This window comes from Limnochordia bacterium, from assembly GCA_023230925.1.
Lineage (GTDB): Bacteria > Bacillota > Limnochordia > DUMW01 > DUMW01 > JALNWK01.
In genome coordinates this window covers 35,305-55,716 of sequence record JALNWK010000017.1, presented here as the reverse complement: position 1 = coordinate 55,716, position 20,412 = coordinate 35,305, and the positions used below count along the sequence as shown (strand labels likewise).

Genomic DNA, 20,412 nt, shown 5'->3' with positions numbered 1-20,412 from the left:
CTTATCTCCTATATTGGAGATTGAGCCTCTCGATCCCTTCTTTTCCCTTCTCTCTCATGGGACCCGCGGTATCCGTCGCGTTCGCGATCACCTACCTGAACCCGTAAATTCTTGACTCATACTGAGCTCGGCAAAGCCTGTATTAAGGGTCAACGCTTCATGGCCACCGACTCCTTGATTTATGTCAATAGCTGATGCGCATGCCATCTGACCCTGTGAACTAGGTTCGACGTACCCCTCGATGATGTCCTTCCTACATGGGCAATGGGTGTACCGGCTGCCCGAGGTACATAGACATTCTTACGCACTACCTTCCGTTTCGCTTTCTCAGCTATCTCTTTTAGTGAACCTAGGCTGAAATTTATCTTGCGCATGACTCAAATGACACTATCGGGTACTTCGTGTGGGCGGTCCTTATTGGGCCCACACGACAGCTCCATCATTGTACTAAGTCTTTTCCGGTTTAGTACACGGCCGGTAGAACATGTCTTCCGCCATTCTGAGTAATTTCAATCTTAGATGAAAGATGTAGCTGAAAAAGGGGAATAGGTCGGCATCTAGGGAGATGAGCCTTTAACACAGAGTAGTGCCCGTTGTGACCATGGAGATGGTCTAGATACGTAATGGACCATCTGTCGCTTCAGTGATTACCGGTTTGGGCTGCTCACCCATGAAAAAGCGACTTATCCCGCGGGCGATGGCTATTGCGATTTTGTTTTGACCCGTTGCTTCCTGCATTAGCTGTCGATCCTTAGGGTTGGACATGAAGCCTACTTCCACAAGAACCGAAGAAAGGGTGGTCTCCCTTAACACGAAGAAGTTTTCGGGTACCGCTTGCCTTTGGTTGTCGGGCCGTACCGCAAGAAGCTCCTCTTGAATAAGTAAAGCCAACCGTTTTCCTTGAGGATTGGTTGGATAGTAGAAAACCTGGGGTCCGAAGGGCGATGATGATGGGTAGTAATTCACATGGATGCTAATAATACAGTCTACATTCTGTGCTTCTAACTGACTGATCCGGTAACGGAGGTCCTCTCTGGGGCTTTCTGCGAAGCGAATATCGTCTTCTCGAGCAAGAACCGGGATACCTCCAGCTTCGGAGATGATCTGGGCGAGACGTTTGCTAATTTCTAAAGTAATTGTTTTCTCAGCGGAACCGGTGGGATAGTGGTAGGTCCCAACATCAATCCCACCGTGTCCAGGATCAATACCGATCACCCGGTTATTCAAACCAGCCTTTAGCTCGCCGATAACTAGCTTTTCATCTCTAGGTAGAAGGAAAACGATCAGGAAGAAGCAGAGGATAATCCCGATGCGTATTGCCAATGGCCAATGTTCTATTCTGATAACAAAGAAAAAGCAACGTTTCTTGGAAGTCGCCACTTTCAGATCACCTCGGTCGTATTTCCAGATAACGGCCTACGGACCTTGCTAATATAGTCTATATCTCTTTAGTTTTGTTTAGAACACGGCAGGAGTATTGGATTGCTGAAGCTAAATAAGTAGTGTTAAGTGGTTCCACTAGATCCAACGAGAGGTGGTATATGATGAGAATAATCATTACAGATAACTATGACCAATTAAGCAAACAGGCTGCACAGTTGATTTCTAATTCTATTCATGAGAATCCCAAATTGGTGTTGGGACTGGCTACAGGAAGCACACCTTTGGGCACTTACAAATCATTAATAGATTTATATCAAAAACAACAGGTGAGTTTTAAACAGGTCCGGACCTTTAACCTTGATGAGTACTTAGGTCTTGGGCCTAATCATCCCTCCAGCTATCATCATTATATGTACAATAATCTCTTCGATCAGATCGATATTAATCCGGAGAACGTGCGGATTCCTAGGGGTCTAGCAGAGGACTTGGACAGAGAATGTGCAGACTACGAGAAGGAAATCGAAGGTGTTGGAGGCATTGATCTACAGATTCTTGGCATCGGGGTTAACGGACATATTGGCTTTAATGAACCCCAGACTCCCTTTGGTAGCAGGACGAGGGTAGTTGACTTGGCTCAGCAGACAATTGAGGCTAACGCCCGTTTCTTTGACAACAAGGCTGATGTTCCCCGACAAGCTATTTCCATGGGGATCAGAAGTATTATGCATGCCCGACGGATTGTTCTTTTGGCCAATGGAGCCAGTAAGGCTTGGGCGATTGAACGGTCGCTGCAAGGACCGGTTACCGAGGATGTACCGGCCTCTGTCTTGCAGTTGCATCCTGATGTTACGGTGATTCTTGACAGGGAGGCCGCGGCTTCATTAACCCTTTAGGACTGGTTTCTGCCAATTAACCATCGATCGTGGAACCAGAGCCAATGGTCCGGATGCTCCTTGATGTATCGCTCATAGACTTGGTGGTACAGGCGGCAGATTCGGTCAACATCTGCTGCCTTGTCTCCTTCAGGGATGTAATCAAGGGGTTTTTCCATAACAATTCGATGGTATCCCCGCTTCTCTCGTATGCAGAAGGTGGGGATGATTGTTGCTCCGGTTGCAAGGGCCAGTAAAGCTGGCCCTGTCTGAATGGGGGTATTGTGACCTAAAAACTCAATTTCAGGCGCTGCCGTAAAGGGGTGTTGATCCGCAAGCAGTAGCAACAACCCGTTTTGTCTTAGGGTCTGCATACCCTGTCTGATGCCGCCCCGATTGTTGTCAATAATTGTGGTGCCAGTAGTGGCCCGCAACTGCCGAAAGAAGGAATCGAATACCTTATTTGGCATGGGTTGCATTACGGCGGTGACGGAATAGTGCATTAGGGATAGCTTTGGCGCGATTAATTCCCAGTTACCAAAATGGGCCGAGAGGATGATGACCCCTTTGCCCTGGGCAAGGGCGGCCTCAAGGTTCTCTACTCCAAAGATGGCAACGCGCGTCTTCAATAACGATGCAGGCTCTTCATTCAGTCGGACGATCTCAACTAGTGATTCAAACATCAAACGTACATGGGCTGCGGCAACCCCATGACTCTCCCATAGACTAGTCTGAAGAGCGTGTTGGATTCTGTTGGCAAGCAATCTCCGGTGGGGTGTAAGGAGAAGTAGGCCGTACAAAAAAGAACCGATAGCAGCGAAAAAACACTGGGCAACTCCAAAGGGGATTTTTGTGGCAAGGAAGCTAATACCCTCCAGTAGTCTCTTGCTGCGTCTTGGCTCCAATTTCGCTCCTCCTTTAGTCGCATTGTGATCAGTTCGACAATTCACGGTACATTCCTCTATGGATGTGTCAGAGATTACCTTAGAGTCCAGCGTGGTGGTAGCGGTTGACTACGTCATGAAGCTAGGCAACAGGGGGCCTTGTTCCTTGCTCATTGGTCCTTCAATTCCGGCAAAGACCAAGAGACCTAGCGGGCCTAGGAGAGTAAGAAGCCTAACCAGCGGACTCAAAGACCCTTGGCAGGAAGATATGGTTTCCTTGGCGAATCTAACATCAGTAGAATAGGAGATGCATGCTGATGGAGAGTAGGACCACAAGTTCGCTGGTTGGGGTAACGATGGCCGCCTTTGTGTTTATCAGTGCCGTCTTAATGCTCCCTTTAGAGACGTTTTGCTTCACGGTTTCCCCGCGACTTTTGGCAGTTATTTTTTTATCCCCGTTTTACGTGATGATCCTAGGATGTTTCGTCTCCACCTTTCGGGACCGTATGACTGTCGTTTTCTCTAACAAGAGGAATCTCATCTTCTACTTCCTTTTTTTAGCTGGGTGGGGCAGTCTGCTGCTCTTGGTTCGAGAGCAGTTCAGGTTCTACTACCTCCCCTATATCCTGATTGTGCACGCGTTGCCGGTAATGCTTAGTCGCAATTGGGGGAAGCGACTCTCCTGGAAGGATATATTACTAGCTTTGTACCTGGCAGTGATTGCCCAGTCCAGTTTCCTTGGCGGGGATGGAGGTTTGATGATATCCGGGCAATATCCTTTTATCTTCTCCGCATCCTTTAGTCACTTATCTGCATTTACTACAACGCTGCTTATCTACCTCGTAATTAGGAAGGTAGACCTAGGCTACACGTTGGACTTGAGCAGGAAGGAGTTTCTTTTATCCATTGGTTTGATCTTGGTCTTGCTTGTCTTGCTCGTTCCCTTGGGTCTTGCATGGGGGTTTCTCACACCCGGGGTAGAAACCCTAAGGTGGCAAAACTTCTGGGTTGCTGCTGCCTTTTTCCTCTTTAACAGTTCCCTAGGAGAGGAACTCTTGGCCCGGGGAATCCTCCAGAACTATGTTTTCTCTGTGTTGCCCAAAGGCTCTTCTTGGACGGGGATCTTGATTGCATCGTTGGTCTTTGGACTTGGCCATATTTATAATCCGAAATTTGCGGTGTTAGCTTTCCTTGCCAGCTTAGCCTTCGGCTGGATCTATTGGCGAACAGGAAAACTGTGGAGTGCGGTCTTAGTACATGGTGGCATAAATGTCATCTGGCAGTTGGTGTACCTTTGGTGTTGATTGGAAATAAAAGGTGTTGTCTTACCCTAGGGGGGTGTAGGTCATCTTGCCATCGTTGATCGGCAAAGTAGACCGCCGCTGTGGATAGAAAGATCTTATGCATTGTTAATCGGACTGCTGGTGCAGGGAGAACTGGTCGCCTGTGGCCAAGGATCTATCGCCGTATGAAGCAGCTCAACTTGAAAGTGGATTGTGTTTATACCGAGGGCCCCTATCATGCCTCTTCCCTTGCTGCTAAGAGCACAGCTGATTTCTCAGAGTTAGTTGCAGTGGGGGGCGATGGGACCATTAATGAAGTGGTAAACGGCATGCTTGGCAGCTCCTCTGTTCTGGGGATTATACCAACGGGGAAGGGAAACGACTTGGCCCGTACCCTTGGAATTCCTCGAAACTTTGAACTGGCACTGGAACGGTTGCAAAACCGTGTCATTAGGCACGTAGATGTGGTCCAGCTGGGTGATACACATTTTATCAATGGGGCTAGTGTGGGTTTTGATGCTGAGGTGGCCCATCAGGTCAACTGCAGCGTTCTGCCCTTTCGAGGAATGGCAGCCTATGTAGGAGCGGCATTGAAGACCCTTTATCGATTCAAAGGATGTAGTATATCTATTGAGCTCGACGATGAGAAAATCACAAAGCGGGGCTTAATGGTAGTAGTGGCAAATGGGCAGTATTACGGAGGGGGTATGAAGATTGCCCCTCCGGCTGATCTGTCAGATGGGTTCTTGGATATCTGCTTGGTTGAGGAACTGGGGAAAATGAGCTTCCTGGCAAACCTTGGACGAGTATATTCGGGAAACCATATGAATCATCCCCGGGTAAAATTCTATAGATCGAAGAAGATCAAGATTACCACAGAACGACCCCTAAGACTTCAAGCCGATGGGGAATCAATTGGTACTACTCCGTGCAAAATAGCAGTCAAGCCTAGGGCCATTGCTGTGCTAGCCTAGAAGTTGAGGTTTTTCTGTATTGACCCATTGACCTCTTTAGTGATATAGTATATTGGGAGGAAATTTCGAATTTCACTCCCTTGGTTTTTAGCGAAACCGAAGACTAGGAATGCAAAGAGTGGGACTGTTTGTGTCCCGCGGGTTCGGAAATTAGTAGTGTGGGGAGGAACTATCTATGAGTCTCGAAGGTGCAAATCTACAGAAACTGCAAGAATTGAATAATCAGCATGTCGTGGAGATTGTTAATTGGGCGATCGATCTTTGCAAGCCTGCAAAGGTGACTGTGTTTACCGATGCGAAGGAGGATGCCGATTACATTAAGGAGCTTGCAAAGAAGAATGGTGAAGAAGCCCCCTTGAAGATACAAGGACATACGGTGCATTTCGACGGGTACTACGATCAAGCCCGGGACAAAGAGAACACGAAGTATCTCGTTTCGGATGTAGAAGGATCTGGTTTGGGTAATGAGGCCAAGGAGCGGAAAGAAGGGCTAGAGGAGATCTTCTCTTATCTAGATGGCTCCATGCAGGGCAAAGAGATGTTGGTATTGTTCTATTGCTTAGGGCCCACCAATTCCAAGTTTAGTATTCCGGCTCTGCAGATCACCGATTCGGCGTATGTTGCTCACAGCGAAAACATTCTTTATCGACCGGGTTATGAGGAGTTCAAACGACTAAACGGTTCCAAGAAGTTCTTTCACTTCATCCATTCGGCTGGTAGATTAGCCAATGGGGTCAGCGTTGACGTGGACAAGCGGCGCATCTTCATCGACCTAGAAGCAAACCGCGTATTTACCGTGAATAATCAGTACGCTGGCAACAGTGTAGGTCTGAAGAAACTGGCGCTACGTCTTGCGATCCAGAAGGCATCCCGGGAGGACTGGTTGGCCGAGCACATGTTTGTTATGGGTGCGAAGGGTCCTAACAGCCGCACCACCTACTTCACTGGCGCATTTCCCAGTGCTTGTGGCAAAACAAGTACAGCAATGATTCCCGGCGGTGTAATAGTCGGTGACGATATTGCGTATCTTCGTGCAGTAGACGGTCAGGTGCGGGCGGTTAATGTTGAAAGAGGCATGTTTGGAATTATTGAAGATGTGAGTGAGAAAAATGATCCCGTGATTTTCGATGCCCTCACTAGACCTGGAGAGGTTATTTTCAGCAATGTCTTGGTACATGATGGCACTCCCTATTGGGGCGGTATGGGTATAGATATTCCGGATACGGGCAGAAATTTCTCCGGGGAATGGTACAAAGGGAAGAAGGGCCCCGATGGTAAGGAAGTTCCGGCCTCCCACAAGAATTCTCGGTATACCTTGCGGATTGACGAGCTGTCCAATTCCGACTCTTCCTTAGAGGATCCAAAGGGTGTTCCCGTAAGCGGCTTTATCTACGGAGGTCGGGATTCAGATACCAGTGTACCTGTGGCGGAGTCCCCAAGTTGGGGACATGGTGTGATGATTGGTGCCTGTCTCGAATCGGAAACTACAGCTGCCACATTGGGCCAACAGGGGGTAAGGAAACACAACCCCATGGCCAACTCTGATTTCTTAGCCATCTCCTTAGGCACTTATATTCGAAACTATCTAGACTTTGGTAAGCGCTTGGATAATCCACCCACAGTCTATGCCACCAACTACTTCCTGCGTAAGGATGGTAAGGGCTCCTACTTAAATGGAATCCTAGATAAGAAGGTCTGGATTATGTGGATGGAAGGCCGGGTGAATGGTGATTTCGACGCCATTGAAACACCAATCGGTCGCATCCCGAAATATGAGGACCTAAAGGTGCTTTTCAAAGAGCATCTGAACAAGGATTACACCGAGGAAGAGTATGTTGAGCAATTCTCGATTCGTGTGGATAAGTACATTGCTAAATACGACAGAATGGAAGCAATTTTTAGTAAGCATGATGATGTACCGGCGGAATTCATGGATCAGATTCGGAAGCAAAAACAGCTTCTAGAAGAGGCAAAGACAAAGTACGGTGCAGTTGTTTCTCCCTATAGATTGGTGTAAGTCAATGGGCCCCGGTTCAACCGGGGCCCATACCATATGGCCTCAGCCCTTTGTACCCGCACTGCAGTTGATTATCCCCACACAGACATCATTGGATACCCAAGGACGCCTATTTCTAGCCCTCCCGCAAGAGTACCAATGGGGTCTGTTCGTCCGCGTTGCCGAAAGGATTTGATTTCAAGGCTGCGATGCAGTGTTTGAGATCTTCTTTGCTAAACCCCTTAGATCTACCTATAATGTTGACACATCCTAAGTCATTTACGTCTGTTACCAATACCCTCATACCTGTCTTCGCATGTATTTCTTCGGCCAACTGGTCTGGATGGTCAGGCCCGGCGATGATATATCGCTCAAAGGGTGGTGCAGTACCGGATACATCATCAATGGATCGTACCTTAGGGCCTGTGACATAGAAAAATAGCCCCTTCTTACCAATCAACCTTCCTATGACTGCTACAAACGCCCCAAGCAAGATCCGTAATGCGCCCACTTGCCTGATGGCCAGCTGCATCGAATGAGGGGATGTTAGATTACCGGCCTTGTTGGGAAAACGACAGAGAAACCGGGCCAAGGGACTAGGCCTAATCTCCTCTGGCAGATACAATCGTCCCTGGGTGATGGCTACTGCAGTCTCGGCAATAGCAACTATGTCACTGGAACGGGCGATATGACGGGTATAACCGGAGATGACCTTAGCGATATCCTCACCTGGCATAAGCAGATGGGTCCGCAGTGGAATAGGATAAAGTGAGTTCACTACAATTCCCTCCCTAGTCCATTATATGGGGAAGTGGCCGGGTAGATTCCTGAAGAAGGAGTGGGTATTGTGAATTCCAGTGGGGAATTTGGGGTCGTAACGAACTTTTATGTAAAAACAGTTCTAAACAGGATCGAACCAGTAGATCATATTGTTTTGGAACTAATTACTTCGAAAAGCCTAAAGGTCCGCACGCCGATGTGTGGCAAGCGGGTGCTCGTTATTATTAGTGATGTTATACTTAATCCGCCTCGGACGCAGTTGAAGGTCTATGACGGGTTGCTCAATACGGTGACAGTCTACGGAAAGGCCCAGGGGGTTTGTATTGAGATCGACCAAGTTACTGCTACTAAGCCCGTGATTAGCTGGCATCCAGGAATACCTCTGCGGCTTTGTGTGGAGCTATCGCGACGGGAGGTCTGCAAAAGATTCAATGGTCGACGAATTTGCATCGATCCCGGCCATGGGGGAACAGATAGTGGGGCCGTAAGAAGACATAAAGAGGCTGATGTGGTATTACAGACCGCGCTTATTCTGGCCAAATGGTTGGAGAAACATGGTGCCCGGGTGATTATGACCCGGCGGATCGATCAAGACATGGCTTGGGAAGAAAGGCTACGTGTATTGCAGCAGGAGAGGGCAGAAATGTATATCGGGTTGCATGCGCATAGCCACCCAAACGCAGATAAGCGGGGAACCTTAGTCCGGTATGCCGCAAACCAAGGGAGCAAAAAACTGGCCACTTCATTGAATAAGGCGATTATGCTAGGAAATGACTACCTTGTGGATCTAGGGATTCTACCCCTGGAAGAGTTGGTGTTACCCAGGACTTGTCCTGGAGTGATCGTTGAATTGGAGAATATCAGAAACTTGGTGGGTGAAGGGCTGCTAAGGGATGTGGACGTACAAGAACGCATAGTTCAATCGAGCTTACATGGACTGATGGAGTATCTGCTCTGAAGACATAGGGCATCGCTGCCCCAAGTAGCCTAAATGTGCCCGGACCTATATACATTAGGTATCGGCACTGGCATCGTGATCAACAAGTATTCTACTGCTTTGGACAAGCCGTAGGTTCCCTTGGCTTAGATCCCGGGTGGAAACATCGCTTCTTGGTAAAACGTTCATTCCTTCCCAGGACAAGGTATTAAGTTCGGGACTAAGGTATCATGAATGCAAGGATCCTTTGTCATGGACATTCAAATAAAGACAATGGGGATTGGGACCGAACAAGCGGCAAACTAAGCGTCTGCTGGGTTTCGATTTACCATGCCGCTTCTGTGTCTGCTTGTTAAAGCAGGGAGGAATCTTTGCAACTGTGCTCAGCATGACAGGAGACCAGGAGTGCTTGTCGAATGTATTCAGAGAGGATCCGACAATACTTGATGAACATGGTTACTAGTCATCGGTTAGTGGAGGTGACAGGGCTACTTTTTCAACTGACTGGCCCGTGCTAGGTGAAGTTGTCTTTGTGCAGTAGAGGTGATACTACATTTGTAGCGCAGGTTATTGATGGTCGGGTGATTCCTCTGCAAAAGGAAGCAGGAACCCAATGGCGGGATGTTGCTGATTTGATCACAGAGGGATTAGGTAATCCCACAAAGGTGTCTGTGGCAAATCCACTCTCCGTGAAAGATCAGGATCTTACGTTCCTTGCTCCCATTCCCCGTCCTCCTAAACTCATCTGTATTGGACTAAATTACCGGGATCATGCCGCGGAGACGAATATGGAGCTGCCGAGAACACCGGTGGTTTTCGGCAAATACGCCAGTGCCGTGATTGGTCCTGATGAACCGATTGTCCTACCCCGGATCAGTAGCCAGGTGGACTATGAAGCAGAACTGGCGGTAGTGATTGGCCGAAGGGGAAAGAATGTCCCGGTGGAGCAGGCGATGGATTTCGTGGCGGGCTATACCATTATTAACGATGTCAGTGCCAGGGATCTACAAATGGAAAGTGGCCAATGGCTCAAGGGTAAGACATGTGATACCTTTGCTCCAATGGGTCCGTGGGTTGTCACCACCGATGAAGTAGCCGATCCCCATGATCTACATGTTTCCCTAAGACTCAACGGAGAAACCATGCAAGACAGTAACACAAAGCAGATGATCTTTCCCATTCCTGAGCTGATCAGTTATTTGTCCAGGCTGTTTACTCTAGAGGTTGGCGATGTTATTGCCACCGGGACTCCATCGGGTGTTGGTTTTGCAAGGAGACCTCCAATCTTTTTGCAGGACGGTGACTTGGTGGAGATTGAGATTGAGGGTATAGGCGTGTTGAGGAATCCGGTAGTAAAAGAGAGATGACTTATAATCTACAATATTATTCTGGAGGGATTAGCATGAAGAAGATCAAAGTAGGGATTATTGGTGTGGGAGGTATCGCTCAGACGGCCCACATTCCTTCCTGGAGAGCGCGTAAGGACGCTGAGATTGTGGCCATTGCTGACATTAACGAACAGAAACTTAAGCAGGTAAAAGAGAAGTTCATGGTTCCCCATGCCTTCACAGACTACCGGGAAATGCTAGCAATGGATGAGATCGATGTAGTTAGTGTGTGTACCCCCAACCTCACCCATGGGATTATCTCGAAGGATGCCCTCAAGGCAGGGAAACACGTCCTGTGTGAGAAGCCCGTTGCCGTCACTGGCAAAGAAGCTGAGGATATTGCCCAAACGGCGAAGGCGGTGGATCGAATCTTCATGGGGGCTTTCTGTCGCAGATTCGAGGCCGCTTCACAGGAAATGCGGCGTCGTATTGAGCAGGGTGAGCTAGGGAATGTTTACTATGCTAAAGCAGGTTACTTGCGTCGATCCGGTATTCCGGGGTTAGGTGGTTGGTTTACTGATAAGTCCCGGTCCGGTGGAGGCTGCATGTTGGACATTGGTGTCCATGCCCTTGATTTGACCTATTGGTTAATGGGCGCGCCTGAACCGGTTTCTGTGACAGGTAGTGTGTACCAAAAGTTTGGTGAGACAGCAGTTGACGGTGGATGGCCACCAAATGATACCCGGGTGGGAGATGTCTTTACTGACCTTAATGATGTTGAGGATTGTGCCTTTGGCAGTATCAAGTTTGCCAATGGCGCCACATTGAACGTAGAGGCAAGTTGGGCTGCCCATGTCATCCCCGGGAGTTACTTGCAGTTGCTCGGGGATAAGGGCGGAATTAGGCAGGATGCGGAGGGCACTAAGCTACTTACCACCATCAACGGCGAGCAGCAGAACATTGCCCTATCGGTTCAAGACCACAGCTCCTATGCCGAGGAGATCTCCCATCTAGTTGATTGTATTAAGCATAACCGGGCGCCATTGACCAGGCCTGAGGAGATTATTGATGTTAGCTATATCATTGAGGCCATCTACTTGTCTTCCGAGAGGGGGAAAGAGGTTCTATTTAGTGACCTGAAAGGAAGATAAGGATTAATGAATGAGGTGATTCATCCCATCCAGACGGGGATGAATCACCTCATTAGATAGTACGTAGCGAATCTAAGGCTTTGTACAATCCCTCGTGGAAATTCGGTAGTTGTTCCACAAAGTACCGAAAGGTGGAGGTCTAGTGGTAAAAGTGGGAATAATCCGGTGTCAGCAAACAGAGGACATGTGTCCAGGAACCACCGACTTTCTGATTGCAAAAGAAGGGAAATGTGTCTTTGAGCAGACTGGCCCGGTGGTAGTAATCGGGTTTGTTTCATGTGGTGGATGTCCTGGAAAAAGGGCAGTGGCAAGGGCCAAACTTATGGTTGATAGCGGTGCAGAGGCAATTGTCCTGGCTTCTTGTATCAGCAAGGGAACTCCAATAGGTTATCCATGTCCTCATTTCGAAACCATGAGAAATGCGATAAAACGCAAATGCGACATAACTGTATTAGAATGGACCCATTAGCAAGATGAGGCATCATCTGTGTCGAGGGGTCAGTCTGAGGTATCTGTAGCATTTATTCGACTGGAAACTCTGTTGTAAGTCTAATCATGTAAAGGCGATAAGAGTGTGTGCCACCGGTGCCCTTGGTTTGGGGGGTATGCTCTTTAAGTTCCAAGCTTAGTCTGCCCTCTCGAAAAAGGATGCTTTTTATTATCGAGCGATTGTCGTCAAAGGTCTTAAGCGGCTTCATTGGATAGATTAGCTTGCCACCAGGGTCATATCCCTTGCTATCTCAAGTGCGTACTTCTGCGTTATTGATGGGCTCCTTGGCCTTTTATGCTCAGTTCTGTTTCGAGGACTTCCAGTGGCTCTACATCTCATGCCTGGCCGGTACCATAAGAAGGATGTCTCTTACCAAGCTAGTTTATGGTTGAACCATCCGAAAGCCTTCGTACATAGGATAAAACCATCCAGGAGGGGGATGGCTGATGTCAAAACCCGAGAAGCAGTACGTTCTGTTAGAAGGATTTCCGGATGATATGCAGAAGTATCATAGTATTTAGGCATGAAAGGAGGGATAATGATATGTTCAAGCGTTCCATGATGATCGGTTTGGTTGTATGTACAATGTTGATGGGGCTTACGTTGGCGGTAGCGGCGGCAGAGCTTCCGAAAAACCAGATCAGTGTCTATGCTTACGACTTTGAAGACCTGAAACTAGGTGTAGGTTACGCACGGATGTTTGCCGGAGATCTGTCACTAGCTCTTAACGTGGATGGGCTTGGCAGCAAACCAGTTGTTAACCTTTCCGGGGCTTACTCTTTACCTGAGTTTGTACAAAACCTGAAGATGTATGTAGGAGCAGGTGCCACCTATGATGTAGATGCGAAGGAAACTACAGGCCATGCTCTATTAGGAGTCGGGTTTTCGTACTTTTATGCAGAGTATCAATATGGTTTTGGCACAGAAGCCAATGCTATGATACGGGGCGGACTGAGAATGCAGTTCTAGTAGCCGGTTTAGTTTCCTCTTTTTGGTGATGCACAAAAAGAGGAAACTTCCCTTCATATCTTCCGTAATAGTCTAGGGTGCCGCAGTTTTGCACTAGGACAAATGAATACGACCGCCTCTTTGAACAAGAATGCCCTTGGCAACAGGGGTTCTTGTTTGGACTGTTTCTCTTTTTGCTTCTTACCCATTTAAATACCACATTACATCTCAAGATATGGTTCTAGTCACACCAATGGGGTGTTCCAGGAACATTAATGCGTTTAACTAAGTCCTTATTAAAGAAGAACCCTCACGGTGCGGCCTATGACTGGGTTGTGAAGAAGCCAGACTTATCGGGACTTGTTTGTTTGGTGGAAGCGCAGTAATATAATATAAACTGAATGACACTTTGAGGTAATGAAATGAGCAATACAAGTATGACGCCGCGCCGTCTTGCGGCTATTCAGTCACGGAATCTTCGGTCTGAAATACTAAAGTTGGCGTGGCCAGCGGTGACAGAACAGATGTTGCACATGGCTGTGGGCATGCTTGATACGATCATGGTTGGTCGTTTAGGTCCGGCGGCCTTGGCATCTGTTGGTTTGGGTGCCCAGATCACGATGACCTTTACCAGTGTATTTAGTGCTGTTGCCACCGGCACCACTGCCTTAGTGGCGAGGCACGTAGGAGCTAAAGAGCCGGATAAGGCCAGTCAAGTTGCCCGTCAATCAATGGTGCTAGGCTTTGTGTTGGCCGCAGTTGTTACGGTGCTCACCTTCTGCGGCGCTGAATTCTTTTTGAACTTGCTGTTTCATAGAACCGATCCTGCTGTACGTCATGATGCGGCAAGCTATATTCGCATTATCTCCCTTGCAATGATCACCAACTTTCTTTTGATCATCACCAATGGGGTTTTGCGGGGGGCTGGAGATACCAGGACACCGATGTTTATCACAGGTTTAGTCAATATCGTGAACGTTATCGGCAACTATCTCCTTATTTTTGGGATTGGTCCTTTTCCCATGATGGGTATACGGGGAGCAGCATTGTCTACAGCAATTTCCCAGGGGGTCGGTGGAATAACCGCTATTACCGTTGTTGCTTTGGGTAAAGGCCCCATTAAAATCTCCTGGCGGGATTCCTTTCGGCCCCATCGAGAGACTATTAGCCGAATCTTGCGCATTGGCGTGCCGGCGGCCTTTGAGCTGTGGGTGATGCGCTTTGGGCAGATTCTGTACACGATCATTGTTTCATCTTTGGGTACGGTGGCCTATGCGGCCCATCAAGTGGCTCAAAACGCTGAATCTCTTTCGTTTATGCCCGGCTTTGGCTTTGCTCTAGCTGCTACAACCTTGGTTGGACAGTCCCTAGGCGCCCGGGATCCGGAACTGGCGGAGAGAAGCAATATTGAAGCGATGAAGCTTGCCATGGGGACGATGGCTTGTCTTGGAGTTGTCCTTTTCCTTGGGGCAGATCAGCTGGTCCGGGTTTTCACAGATGATGCAGAAACTATTGCCCTCGGGGCCCAGGTGCTGCGCATTGAGGCTCTAGCTCAACCAGCCTTGGCCGCGGTGATGGCACTAAATGGTGGGCTGCGGGGTGCCGGGGATACCGTTTCTGTTATGACGATCTCTGCTATTGGCTTATGTGGGACCAGGGTAGTTCTTGCTTATTTGCTTGCCATTCATTTTGAACTAGGTTTGGTGGGGGCTTGGATTGCGATGGCAGTTGATTTATTCATACGGGCTGGCCTATTGTGGTGGAGATTTAAGCAGGGCCATTGGAAGTATCTGCATGTCTAGCTACTTGTGACAGCAGGCGGTAGAGATTAAAGCTTAAGGGGAGATGTCGATGAATGCCGATGTTTTTTTAGCGACGTTTCATCAGATTGAACGGCATCTGGCGCGGATCGTTAACAGTAAGAGACATGAGAGCTTTGGGCGGCTTGTTGGCTTGGCTTCAAGCAAGAGCGCTGTGGTTAGGGCCTATGCCGATGATCTTCGGGAATATGCGGATCTGAGAAATGCTATTGTCCATCAACGCACTGAACCAGAGAGGGTGATCGCCGATCCCCTCCCTGAGACAGTTGAACATATTCAGAAAATCCGCGATGCCCTTGTTCGACCACTTAATGTTTATCCCTTGTTCAAAATTGATGTTGAGACCCTTGATGTGAATGATCCCATGGGTAAGGTCTTTGACTTTGTAGTACGAAAGGACTACTCGAAGTTTCCCGTCTATGACCGAGGAAGCAAATACTGTGGGTTTATTACCGAAAAGGAGATTACTCGGTGGGTGGCCCAGGCCCAATTTGGAAGTATGCAACAACTCAAGGAAGCACCGGTCAAAGAAGTCCTATCCTTCATAGATTGTGATAACTCTGCGGCCTTTATACCCCCGGATACCACTGCCTATGATGCCCGAGAGATCTTTGCCGGACGGGATGGTAAAACGCTTAGAGCACTATTAATTAGCGAAAGAGGGCTTTCCACGGATCCCCTACTGGGGATTATTACCCCCAAGAGCCTTCTCTCGGTGGAGTTCTAACTGGGACTTGATGCTATCCCTGCTAGGATGTGCATATACCATAAGAAAGGCGTCAACCTGATTCCAAAAATCCTGTGGTCCCATTTCGTCCTCCCGGGTATCATAGGTGTTAGGATAGCCGATGCCGCCACCGCCGATGGTGATTAGATTTGCCTGTTCCATGGACTTTGCCAATGTCTGGATGTGTCGCGGAGTCAGGGTTAGTCCTGTGGATTCACTTAGCAGGGAGGCGATGGTCTGTTGTGTGGCGGCGAGGAATTGTTTGCCTCGAATCTTTCGTTCGTGGATCAATTCAATGAAAGCTAGAACTAAAGTCTCTGTGATGCTATCTTCAGATTGTGTCATAGTTGTTCTTCTCCGTTGGTGCAAAGGTATTCCCGGAACCTGCCGGCCACAGCGTGGGGCAGATTGGCTATTACCTTGACCCCCTGTTCAAGGTAATCTTGGTTGGTAATCTCACCAAGTTCGTGAAGCGCATGTATTACTTGACCCTCTTCATAGGGAACAAAAAAGGAAAACTGGGCGCGGCTTTGCCTTAATTGTTCTACTAAGAGTTGGTAAAGCTGTTCGATATTCTCTGCCGTCTTGGCGGAGATGCCGATCGCGTTCTCGGGCCAAAAGGGGTAATCATCTAAGCACTGGTCGATCTTGTTGTATACCAGGATGGTGGGTGTTCGTTCTGCTTCGAGCATCCTTAGCACCTCACTACCTGTTTGCAGCTGCTGTTCGTGCATAGGATGGGCTCCATCGATCAGGTGGATGATTAGATCCGATTTGGTGATTTCTTCTAAGGTAGCGCGAAAAGCGGCTACTAGGGAATGGGGGATGCGCTGGATGAATCCCACAGTATCTACGATATTTAGCGGAAGGTTCCCGGGGAGGGTAATCTGGCGCACCGTGGGATCTAAGGTAGCAAACAATTTGTTCTCCGCGGCCACTTCCATGTTGGAGAAGCCTGTTGCCATGGATCTTTGGGTGTGCTTATCCGCTGATAGGAATTGGTCGATTCCGACATTTTCAATGCCGCTGAGCAGATTCAAAAGGGAGCTCTTGCCCGCGTTAGTATAGCCAACAATAGCACATATTGGTACTTGGCGGCGTTTGCGCTCCAGACGATGCAATTGTCTCTGGGCGGCAATTTGATCTATTTCCCTTTCCAAAATACTAATGCGGCGCCTGATTCTTCGGCGGTCACTTTCCAGCTTGGTTTCTCCCGGACCCCGAGTACCAATTCCTCCGGCCAGCCTAGAAAGCTCTTGGCCACGTCCGATTAGTCTGGGTAGTAGGTATTTTAGCTGGGCTAGTTCAACTTGCAGCTTGCCTTCTCTGGTCCGAGCTTTTTGCGCGAAGATGTCCAGGATAATCTGGGTTCGGTCTAAGACTTTACATTCGAGGTTCTGTTCCAGATTACGGGCTTGGGTCTCAGAAAGCTCAAGATCAAAGACCACTGTGTCAATACCCCGTTCTGTGACCTGTTTGGCTACATCGGATAGTAGTCCGGTGCCGATGCAGTACGCAGGGTCAATAGAAGGTCGGGATTGGGTCAACTGATTGACCACATATCCTCCGGCAGTTTGCACTAGTTCCTTTAGCTCAGCTAAAGAGGCCTGCACCATATACTCTGGGGTGGGTGGTATCTGCACACCGATAAGTAGGACCCGTTCGGGTATCATATTAGTAAGGACTCACCTCGCTTAGGGTGTTTACCCTATTAGTATAGCGGATTGCTCCTTTAAGATCCACAGACTTTGGGCTGCGTCTGCTAAGGGTTTGCAAAAAGTGATAAAAGTGGTTTGACAATCACAAGCCCGATGCTATAGTATTTATGGGAATAGGCAGCGGATAATTGCCTGTCTAGAGCCTTAACCTTAGTATTGTCGGGATTTTGTATGGGACAGGGAACAAAAGGTTTTCAAGGGCCGCTCTCTTTGGGACATAGAGGACTAATCACATCTTTTTGAGAAGGAGACTAAGCGTATGTTGAAGCTGGTTTTGCCCACCGGTAGTCTGGAAAAACCAACCTTGCAGATGTTTGAAGATGCGCAGCTGGCGGTAAGTTGCTACAATTCCCGTTGCTATGAAGGGGAAATCGATGATCCCCGTATTTCCCGGGTGCGGTTTATGCGACCCCAGGAAATACCTTTATATGTTGCCGAGGGTCTGTTTGACCTAGGTATTACCGGTCTTGATTGGATTATGGAGCGAGGCTGTCAAGAACGAGTGCAAGTGGTCACTCAGTTACCTTACAGCAAGGCTACGTCCCATCCGGTCCGGATTGTGGTCGCGGTTCATGAAAGTTCGGGTATTGACCGGGTTGAGGATATCCCTAAGGGTAGTCGGGTAACCACCGAATATGTTACCCTCGCTAAGCAGTACTTCGCTGAAAAGGGCATTGATGTTCAGGTCGAGTTCTCCTTTGGTACCACCGAGGCGAAGGTACCTGAGATTGCCGATGTGGCAGTGGAGTTAACAGAAAGGGGTACGACCTTAAAAGCCAATGGCCTTAAGATTATTGATGTGATCTCCGAATCCAAGACCACGCTAATCGCCAATCCCAACAGTGAACAAGATCCGCAAAAACACCGGGCGATTAGTGAGATCAAAACACTGTTGCTGGGGGCCCTCATGGCTCGGGGGCGAGTGCTATTAAAGATGAACGTGGCCAAGGTTAACCTGAAGAAAGTACTATCACTTCTTCCCTCGATGAAGGCTCCCACGATCTCGCAGCTATACTCCGATGCCGATGATTATGTTGCCGTGGAAACAGTGGTTGATCGTCAAGGGATTAATGTCCTGTTACCCAAACTGGTATCGGCTGGGGCAGAGGACATTCTAGAAATTCCTATCAGCAAGATTATCAGCTAATTTCCCAATTCGGCGGCAGGAATGTATATGGCATTACCGAATATATTACGTGGTCTTTGGCACAGCACAGTGTGCAAGGATCTTGAATCACGCTAAAGGAGGTGACGGGGACCCTCTAGCCTGTGTCTAGCTGAGGGTTACATGTAGATATGAGCAAGTTAACCGAGGCGATTACCCTTGCTATTGTCGGTGCAGTGGTTGTTATGTTCTGTTTAGCTTTGTTTGCCTGGTTGGTAAGCTTGATGGGCCAGGTGATTGCCAGTAGGACGAAACGGCAAAAGATGGTGCCGGCAACTGCACCCACCGGTATAACCAAAGAGACGAGAAACCAACCACAAATAGCCGCTATCACGGCGGTTTTAAGTACTTTAATCGATGTGGACAAGATAAAGAGTATCACCATCACAAAGAAAGACTAAACCTATGGTGAACTTACCAGTGGGAAAGGGGCAAAGAATCAATGGTACGTAGATTCAAAGTCAGTGTTGATGGAGAAGTATACATGGTTGAAGTGGAAGAGACTAACGGTGGTGCGGAGGAGAAGCAGTCTGTATCCCCGAAGGCAGAGACTCCAAAAGCAAAACCAGTCGCCGATAGCAGTCTGAGATATGTCAAGGCTCCTTTACGAGGCAGTATTACCTCTGTGAGGGTACAGGTCGGGGATAAAGTAGAGAAGGGGCAGGTTGTCCTGACGTTAGAAGCAATGAAACTAGAGAACGAACTGGTCGCGCCCGTGTCTGGAACAGTGGCACAGGTTTTGGTAGCTGCTGGAGAGACCGTGGAGGCGGGTCAGGAACTGGTGGGCCTTAAGCAGTAAATTAGGGAGTGAGTTAGAGTGACACAGTTCGTTGATTTTCTGAAGAGCACCGGTTTTGCCAGTATTACCTGGCAGCAATTGGTGATGATCGTGGTATCTTTTATTCTGTTTTACCTGGCAATCAAGAAACGCTATGAACCTCTATTGCTGCTGCCCATCGGGTTTGGCATCCTTCTTGCCAATTTGCCAGCTACTGATCTGCTAAACACCGACGGCTTGTTGGACGTTATCGGGTTGGGTGTAAAGAAAGGGTTATATCCTCCACTAGTATTCTTAGGTGTGGGAGCGATGACTGACTTTGGTCCTTTAATTGCTAGTCCCCGGACCATGTTGCTAGGTGGAGCAGCACAGATCGGTATTTTCATCACCTTTCTGGGGGCTGCTGCTCGGTTCACGCTTAAACAATCGGCAGCGATCAGTATCATTGGCGGAGCCGACGGCCCCACCGCGATCTTTTTGGCCCAAAAGCTAGCACCGGAATTACTAGCGCCGATTGCAATTGCTGCTTATTCGTACATGGCTTTGGTTCCGGTAATTCAACCACCAATTGCCCGGCTTTTGACAACCAAGAAGGAACGCTGTATCCGCATGGAGCAACTTAGGGAAGTTTCCAAGGCCGAGCGGATTATTTTTCCCATTATGATTACAGTGATTGGTATTTTGTTTTTGCCTTCCGCGGCTGCTCTTCTAGGTTCCCTTATGCTAGGTAACCTGCTCCGCGAGGCCGGCGTGGTTGATCGTTTGGCAAAGACAGCCCAAAATGAGTTAATCAATATTGTGACCATCTTTCTAGGCTTGTCGGTAGGTGCCTCGGCCCAAGCCAGCACATTTCTTTCCTTGCAGACAATCGGTATTTTGCTCCTTGGTGTTTTTGCCTTTATGGTCAGTACGGCTACCGGTGTTCTGTTTGCGAAAATAATGAACCTGTTTACTAAAGACAAGATCAACCCCCTCATTGGTGCGGCGGGAGTTTCGGCTGTGCCTATGGCAGCCCGGGTGGTCCAGAAGATGGGTCAGGAAGAGGACCCCGAGAACTTCCTGTTGATGCATGCAATGGGCCCGAATGTATCCGGAGTGATTGGTTCTGCCATTGCAGCAGGGGTGTTCTTGGCAATATTGGGGTAAGTCATTAGTTGCTTACTGGATGACCTTATCCG

20 protein-coding genes are annotated in these 20,412 nt (G+C 48.5%); 15 read left to right on the top strand and 5 right to left on the bottom strand.

Annotation, left to right across the window (positions count from 1 at the left end; all coding sequences use genetic code 11):
- Positions 1-612: 612 nt before the first annotated feature.
- Entirely contained in the window at positions 613-1,380 is a 768-nt protein-coding gene (locus tag M0Q40_05715; protein ID MCK9222107.1) for an N-acetylmuramoyl-L-alanine amidase, read from the bottom strand.
- Between the two features lie 164 nt (positions 1,381-1,544).
- On the opposite strand from M0Q40_05715, the gene nagB reads away from it, so the two are divergent.
- A complete protein-coding gene (nagB, locus tag M0Q40_05710) occupies positions 1,545-2,276 on the top strand; it encodes a glucosamine-6-phosphate deaminase (protein ID MCK9222106.1) in 732 nt (243 codons plus the stop codon).
- Here nagB and M0Q40_05705 read toward each other — a convergent pair.
- Positions 2,273-3,160 carry a lysophospholipid acyltransferase family protein gene (locus M0Q40_05705; GenBank protein ID MCK9222105.1) on the bottom strand — a complete coding sequence of 296 codons (888 nt, stop codon included), beginning with the start codon at positions 3,158-3,160 and terminating at the stop codon, positions 2,273-2,275. The two genes, nagB and M0Q40_05705, sit on opposite strands and share 4 nt — an antisense overlap.
- 296 nt (positions 3,161-3,456) lie before the next feature.
- Between M0Q40_05705 and M0Q40_05700 the strand changes: the two genes are divergently transcribed.
- The 3 genes from M0Q40_05700 (at position 3,457) to M0Q40_05690 (ending at position 7,413) form a co-directional block, all read left to right on the top strand.
- Positions 3,457-4,443 (top strand): CPBP family intramembrane metalloprotease, encoded by a 987-nt coding sequence (locus tag M0Q40_05700; GenBank protein ID MCK9222104.1) that lies wholly within the window; start codon positions 3,457-3,459, stop codon positions 4,441-4,443.
- An 80-nt stretch (positions 4,444-4,523) separates the two neighbouring features.
- Positions 4,524-5,396, top strand: a complete 873-nt coding sequence (locus tag M0Q40_05695) for a diacylglycerol kinase family lipid kinase (GenBank protein ID MCK9222103.1) — start codon at positions 4,524-4,526, stop codon at positions 5,394-5,396.
- A gap of 175 nt (positions 5,397-5,571) precedes the next feature.
- Positions 5,572-7,413 (top strand): phosphoenolpyruvate carboxykinase (GTP), encoded by a 1,842-nt coding sequence (locus M0Q40_05690; protein ID MCK9222102.1) that lies wholly within the window; start codon positions 5,572-5,574, stop codon positions 7,411-7,413.
- Positions 7,414-7,528: 115 nt separating this feature from the next.
- Here the strand turns inward: M0Q40_05690 and M0Q40_05685 are convergent, their stop codons facing one another.
- On the bottom strand, positions 7,529-8,170 hold the full coding sequence (locus M0Q40_05685) for a coenzyme F420-0:L-glutamate ligase (GenBank protein MCK9222101.1): 642 nt from the start codon (positions 8,168-8,170) through the stop codon (positions 7,529-7,531).
- Positions 8,171-8,239: 69 nt separating this feature from the next.
- Between M0Q40_05685 and M0Q40_05680 the strand changes: the two genes are divergently transcribed.
- From M0Q40_05680 to M0Q40_05650, 7 genes are all read left to right on the top strand, one after another.
- Positions 8,240-9,130, top strand: coding sequence for an N-acetylmuramoyl-L-alanine amidase (locus M0Q40_05680; protein MCK9222100.1), 891 nt, complete (start codon positions 8,240-8,242; stop codon positions 9,128-9,130).
- 509 nt (positions 9,131-9,639) lie between these two features.
- The gene (locus tag M0Q40_05675; GenBank protein MCK9222099.1) at positions 9,640-10,476 is read left to right on the top strand and encodes a fumarylacetoacetate hydrolase family protein; all 837 of its coding nucleotides are present in this window, start codon (positions 9,640-9,642) and stop codon (positions 10,474-10,476) included.
- 35 nt (positions 10,477-10,511) lie between these two features.
- Positions 10,512-11,588, top strand: a complete 1,077-nt coding sequence (locus M0Q40_05670) for a Gfo/Idh/MocA family oxidoreductase (GenBank protein ID MCK9222098.1) — start codon at positions 10,512-10,514, stop codon at positions 11,586-11,588.
- A 142-nt stretch (positions 11,589-11,730) separates the two neighbouring features.
- The gene (locus M0Q40_05665; protein ID MCK9222097.1) at positions 11,731-12,057 is read left to right on the top strand and encodes a CGGC domain-containing protein; all 327 of its coding nucleotides are present in this window, start codon (positions 11,731-11,733) and stop codon (positions 12,055-12,057) included.
- Positions 12,058-12,621: 564 nt separating this feature from the next.
- Positions 12,622-13,047, top strand: coding sequence for a hypothetical protein (locus M0Q40_05660; GenBank protein ID MCK9222096.1), 426 nt, complete (start codon positions 12,622-12,624; stop codon positions 13,045-13,047).
- 401 nt (positions 13,048-13,448) lie between these two features.
- Positions 13,449-14,828 carry an MATE family efflux transporter gene (locus tag M0Q40_05655; GenBank protein ID MCK9222095.1) on the top strand — a complete coding sequence of 460 codons (1,380 nt, stop codon included), beginning with the start codon at positions 13,449-13,451 and terminating at the stop codon, positions 14,826-14,828.
- 49 nt (positions 14,829-14,877) lie between these two features.
- Positions 14,878-15,573, top strand: coding sequence for a CBS domain-containing protein (locus M0Q40_05650; GenBank protein ID MCK9222094.1), 696 nt, complete (start codon positions 14,878-14,880; stop codon positions 15,571-15,573).
- Here M0Q40_05650 and M0Q40_05645 read toward each other — a convergent pair.
- Together M0Q40_05645 and hflX are read right to left on the bottom strand one after the other, a co-directional pair.
- Positions 15,526-15,918: a hypothetical protein gene (locus M0Q40_05645; GenBank protein MCK9222093.1), complete on the bottom strand. Its 393-nt coding sequence runs from the start codon at positions 15,916-15,918 to the stop codon at positions 15,526-15,528. The two genes, M0Q40_05650 and M0Q40_05645, sit on opposite strands and share 48 nt — an antisense overlap.
- Positions 15,915-17,246 carry a GTPase HflX gene (gene hflX, locus M0Q40_05640; protein ID MCK9222092.1) on the bottom strand — a complete coding sequence of 444 codons (1,332 nt, stop codon included), beginning with the start codon at positions 17,244-17,246 and terminating at the stop codon, positions 15,915-15,917. Before hflX ends, M0Q40_05645 begins: the two co-directional genes overlap by 4 nt.
- A 304-nt stretch (positions 17,247-17,550) precedes the next feature.
- On the opposite strand from hflX, the gene hisG reads away from it, so the two are divergent.
- The 4 genes from hisG (at position 17,551) to M0Q40_05620 (ending at position 20,380) form a co-directional block, all read left to right on the top strand.
- Complete coding sequence (hisG, locus tag M0Q40_05635) at positions 17,551-18,438, top strand: ATP phosphoribosyltransferase (protein ID MCK9222091.1); 888 nt, start codon at positions 17,551-17,553, stop codon at positions 18,436-18,438.
- A gap of 149 nt (positions 18,439-18,587) precedes the next feature.
- Positions 18,588-18,857: an OadG family protein gene (locus M0Q40_05630; GenBank protein MCK9222090.1), complete on the top strand. Its 270-nt coding sequence runs from the start codon at positions 18,588-18,590 to the stop codon at positions 18,855-18,857.
- A gap of 41 nt (positions 18,858-18,898) precedes the next feature.
- Positions 18,899-19,255: a biotin/lipoyl-binding protein gene (locus tag M0Q40_05625; protein ID MCK9222089.1), complete on the top strand. Its 357-nt coding sequence runs from the start codon at positions 18,899-18,901 to the stop codon at positions 19,253-19,255.
- Positions 19,256-19,273: 18 nt separating this feature from the next.
- Entirely contained in the window at positions 19,274-20,380 is a 1,107-nt protein-coding gene (locus tag M0Q40_05620; GenBank protein MCK9222088.1) for a sodium ion-translocating decarboxylase subunit beta, read from the top strand.
- Positions 20,381-20,412: the final 32 nt, after the last annotated feature.

What these genes read in the sequence shown, in the direction of transcription:
- M0Q40_05670 (MCK9222098.1), top strand. Translation starts at nt 10,512, where the DNA reads ATGAAGAAGATCAAAGTAGGGATTATTGGTGTGGGAGGTATCGCTCAG.
- M0Q40_05650 (MCK9222094.1), top strand. Translation starts at nt 14,878, where the DNA reads ATGAATGCCGATGTTTTTTTAGCGACGTTTCATCAGATTGAACGGCAT.
- hflX (MCK9222092.1), bottom strand. Translation starts at nt 17,246, where the DNA reads ATGATACCCGAACGGGTCCTACTTATCGGTGTGCAGATACCACCCACC.
- M0Q40_05630 (MCK9222090.1), top strand. Translation starts at nt 18,588, where the DNA reads ATGAGCAAGTTAACCGAGGCGATTACCCTTGCTATTGTCGGTGCAGTG.
- M0Q40_05655 (MCK9222095.1), top strand. Translation starts at nt 13,449, where the DNA reads ATGAGCAATACAAGTATGACGCCGCGCCGTCTTGCGGCTATTCAGTCA.
- M0Q40_05625 (MCK9222089.1), top strand. Translation starts at nt 18,899, where the DNA reads ATGGTACGTAGATTCAAAGTCAGTGTTGATGGAGAAGTATACATGGTT.
- M0Q40_05700 (MCK9222104.1), top strand. Translation starts at nt 3,457, where the DNA reads ATGGAGAGTAGGACCACAAGTTCGCTGGTTGGGGTAACGATGGCCGCC.
- M0Q40_05690 (MCK9222102.1), top strand. Translation starts at nt 5,572, where the DNA reads ATGAGTCTCGAAGGTGCAAATCTACAGAAACTGCAAGAATTGAATAAT.
- hisG (MCK9222091.1), top strand. Translation starts at nt 17,551, where the DNA reads ATGTTGAAGCTGGTTTTGCCCACCGGTAGTCTGGAAAAACCAACCTTG.
- nagB (MCK9222106.1), top strand. Translation starts at nt 1,545, where the DNA reads ATGAGAATAATCATTACAGATAACTATGACCAATTAAGCAAACAGGCT.
- M0Q40_05660 (MCK9222096.1), top strand. Translation starts at nt 12,622, where the DNA reads ATGTTCAAGCGTTCCATGATGATCGGTTTGGTTGTATGTACAATGTTG.
- M0Q40_05645 (MCK9222093.1), bottom strand. Translation starts at nt 15,918, where the DNA reads ATGACACAATCTGAAGATAGCATCACAGAGACTTTAGTTCTAGCTTTC.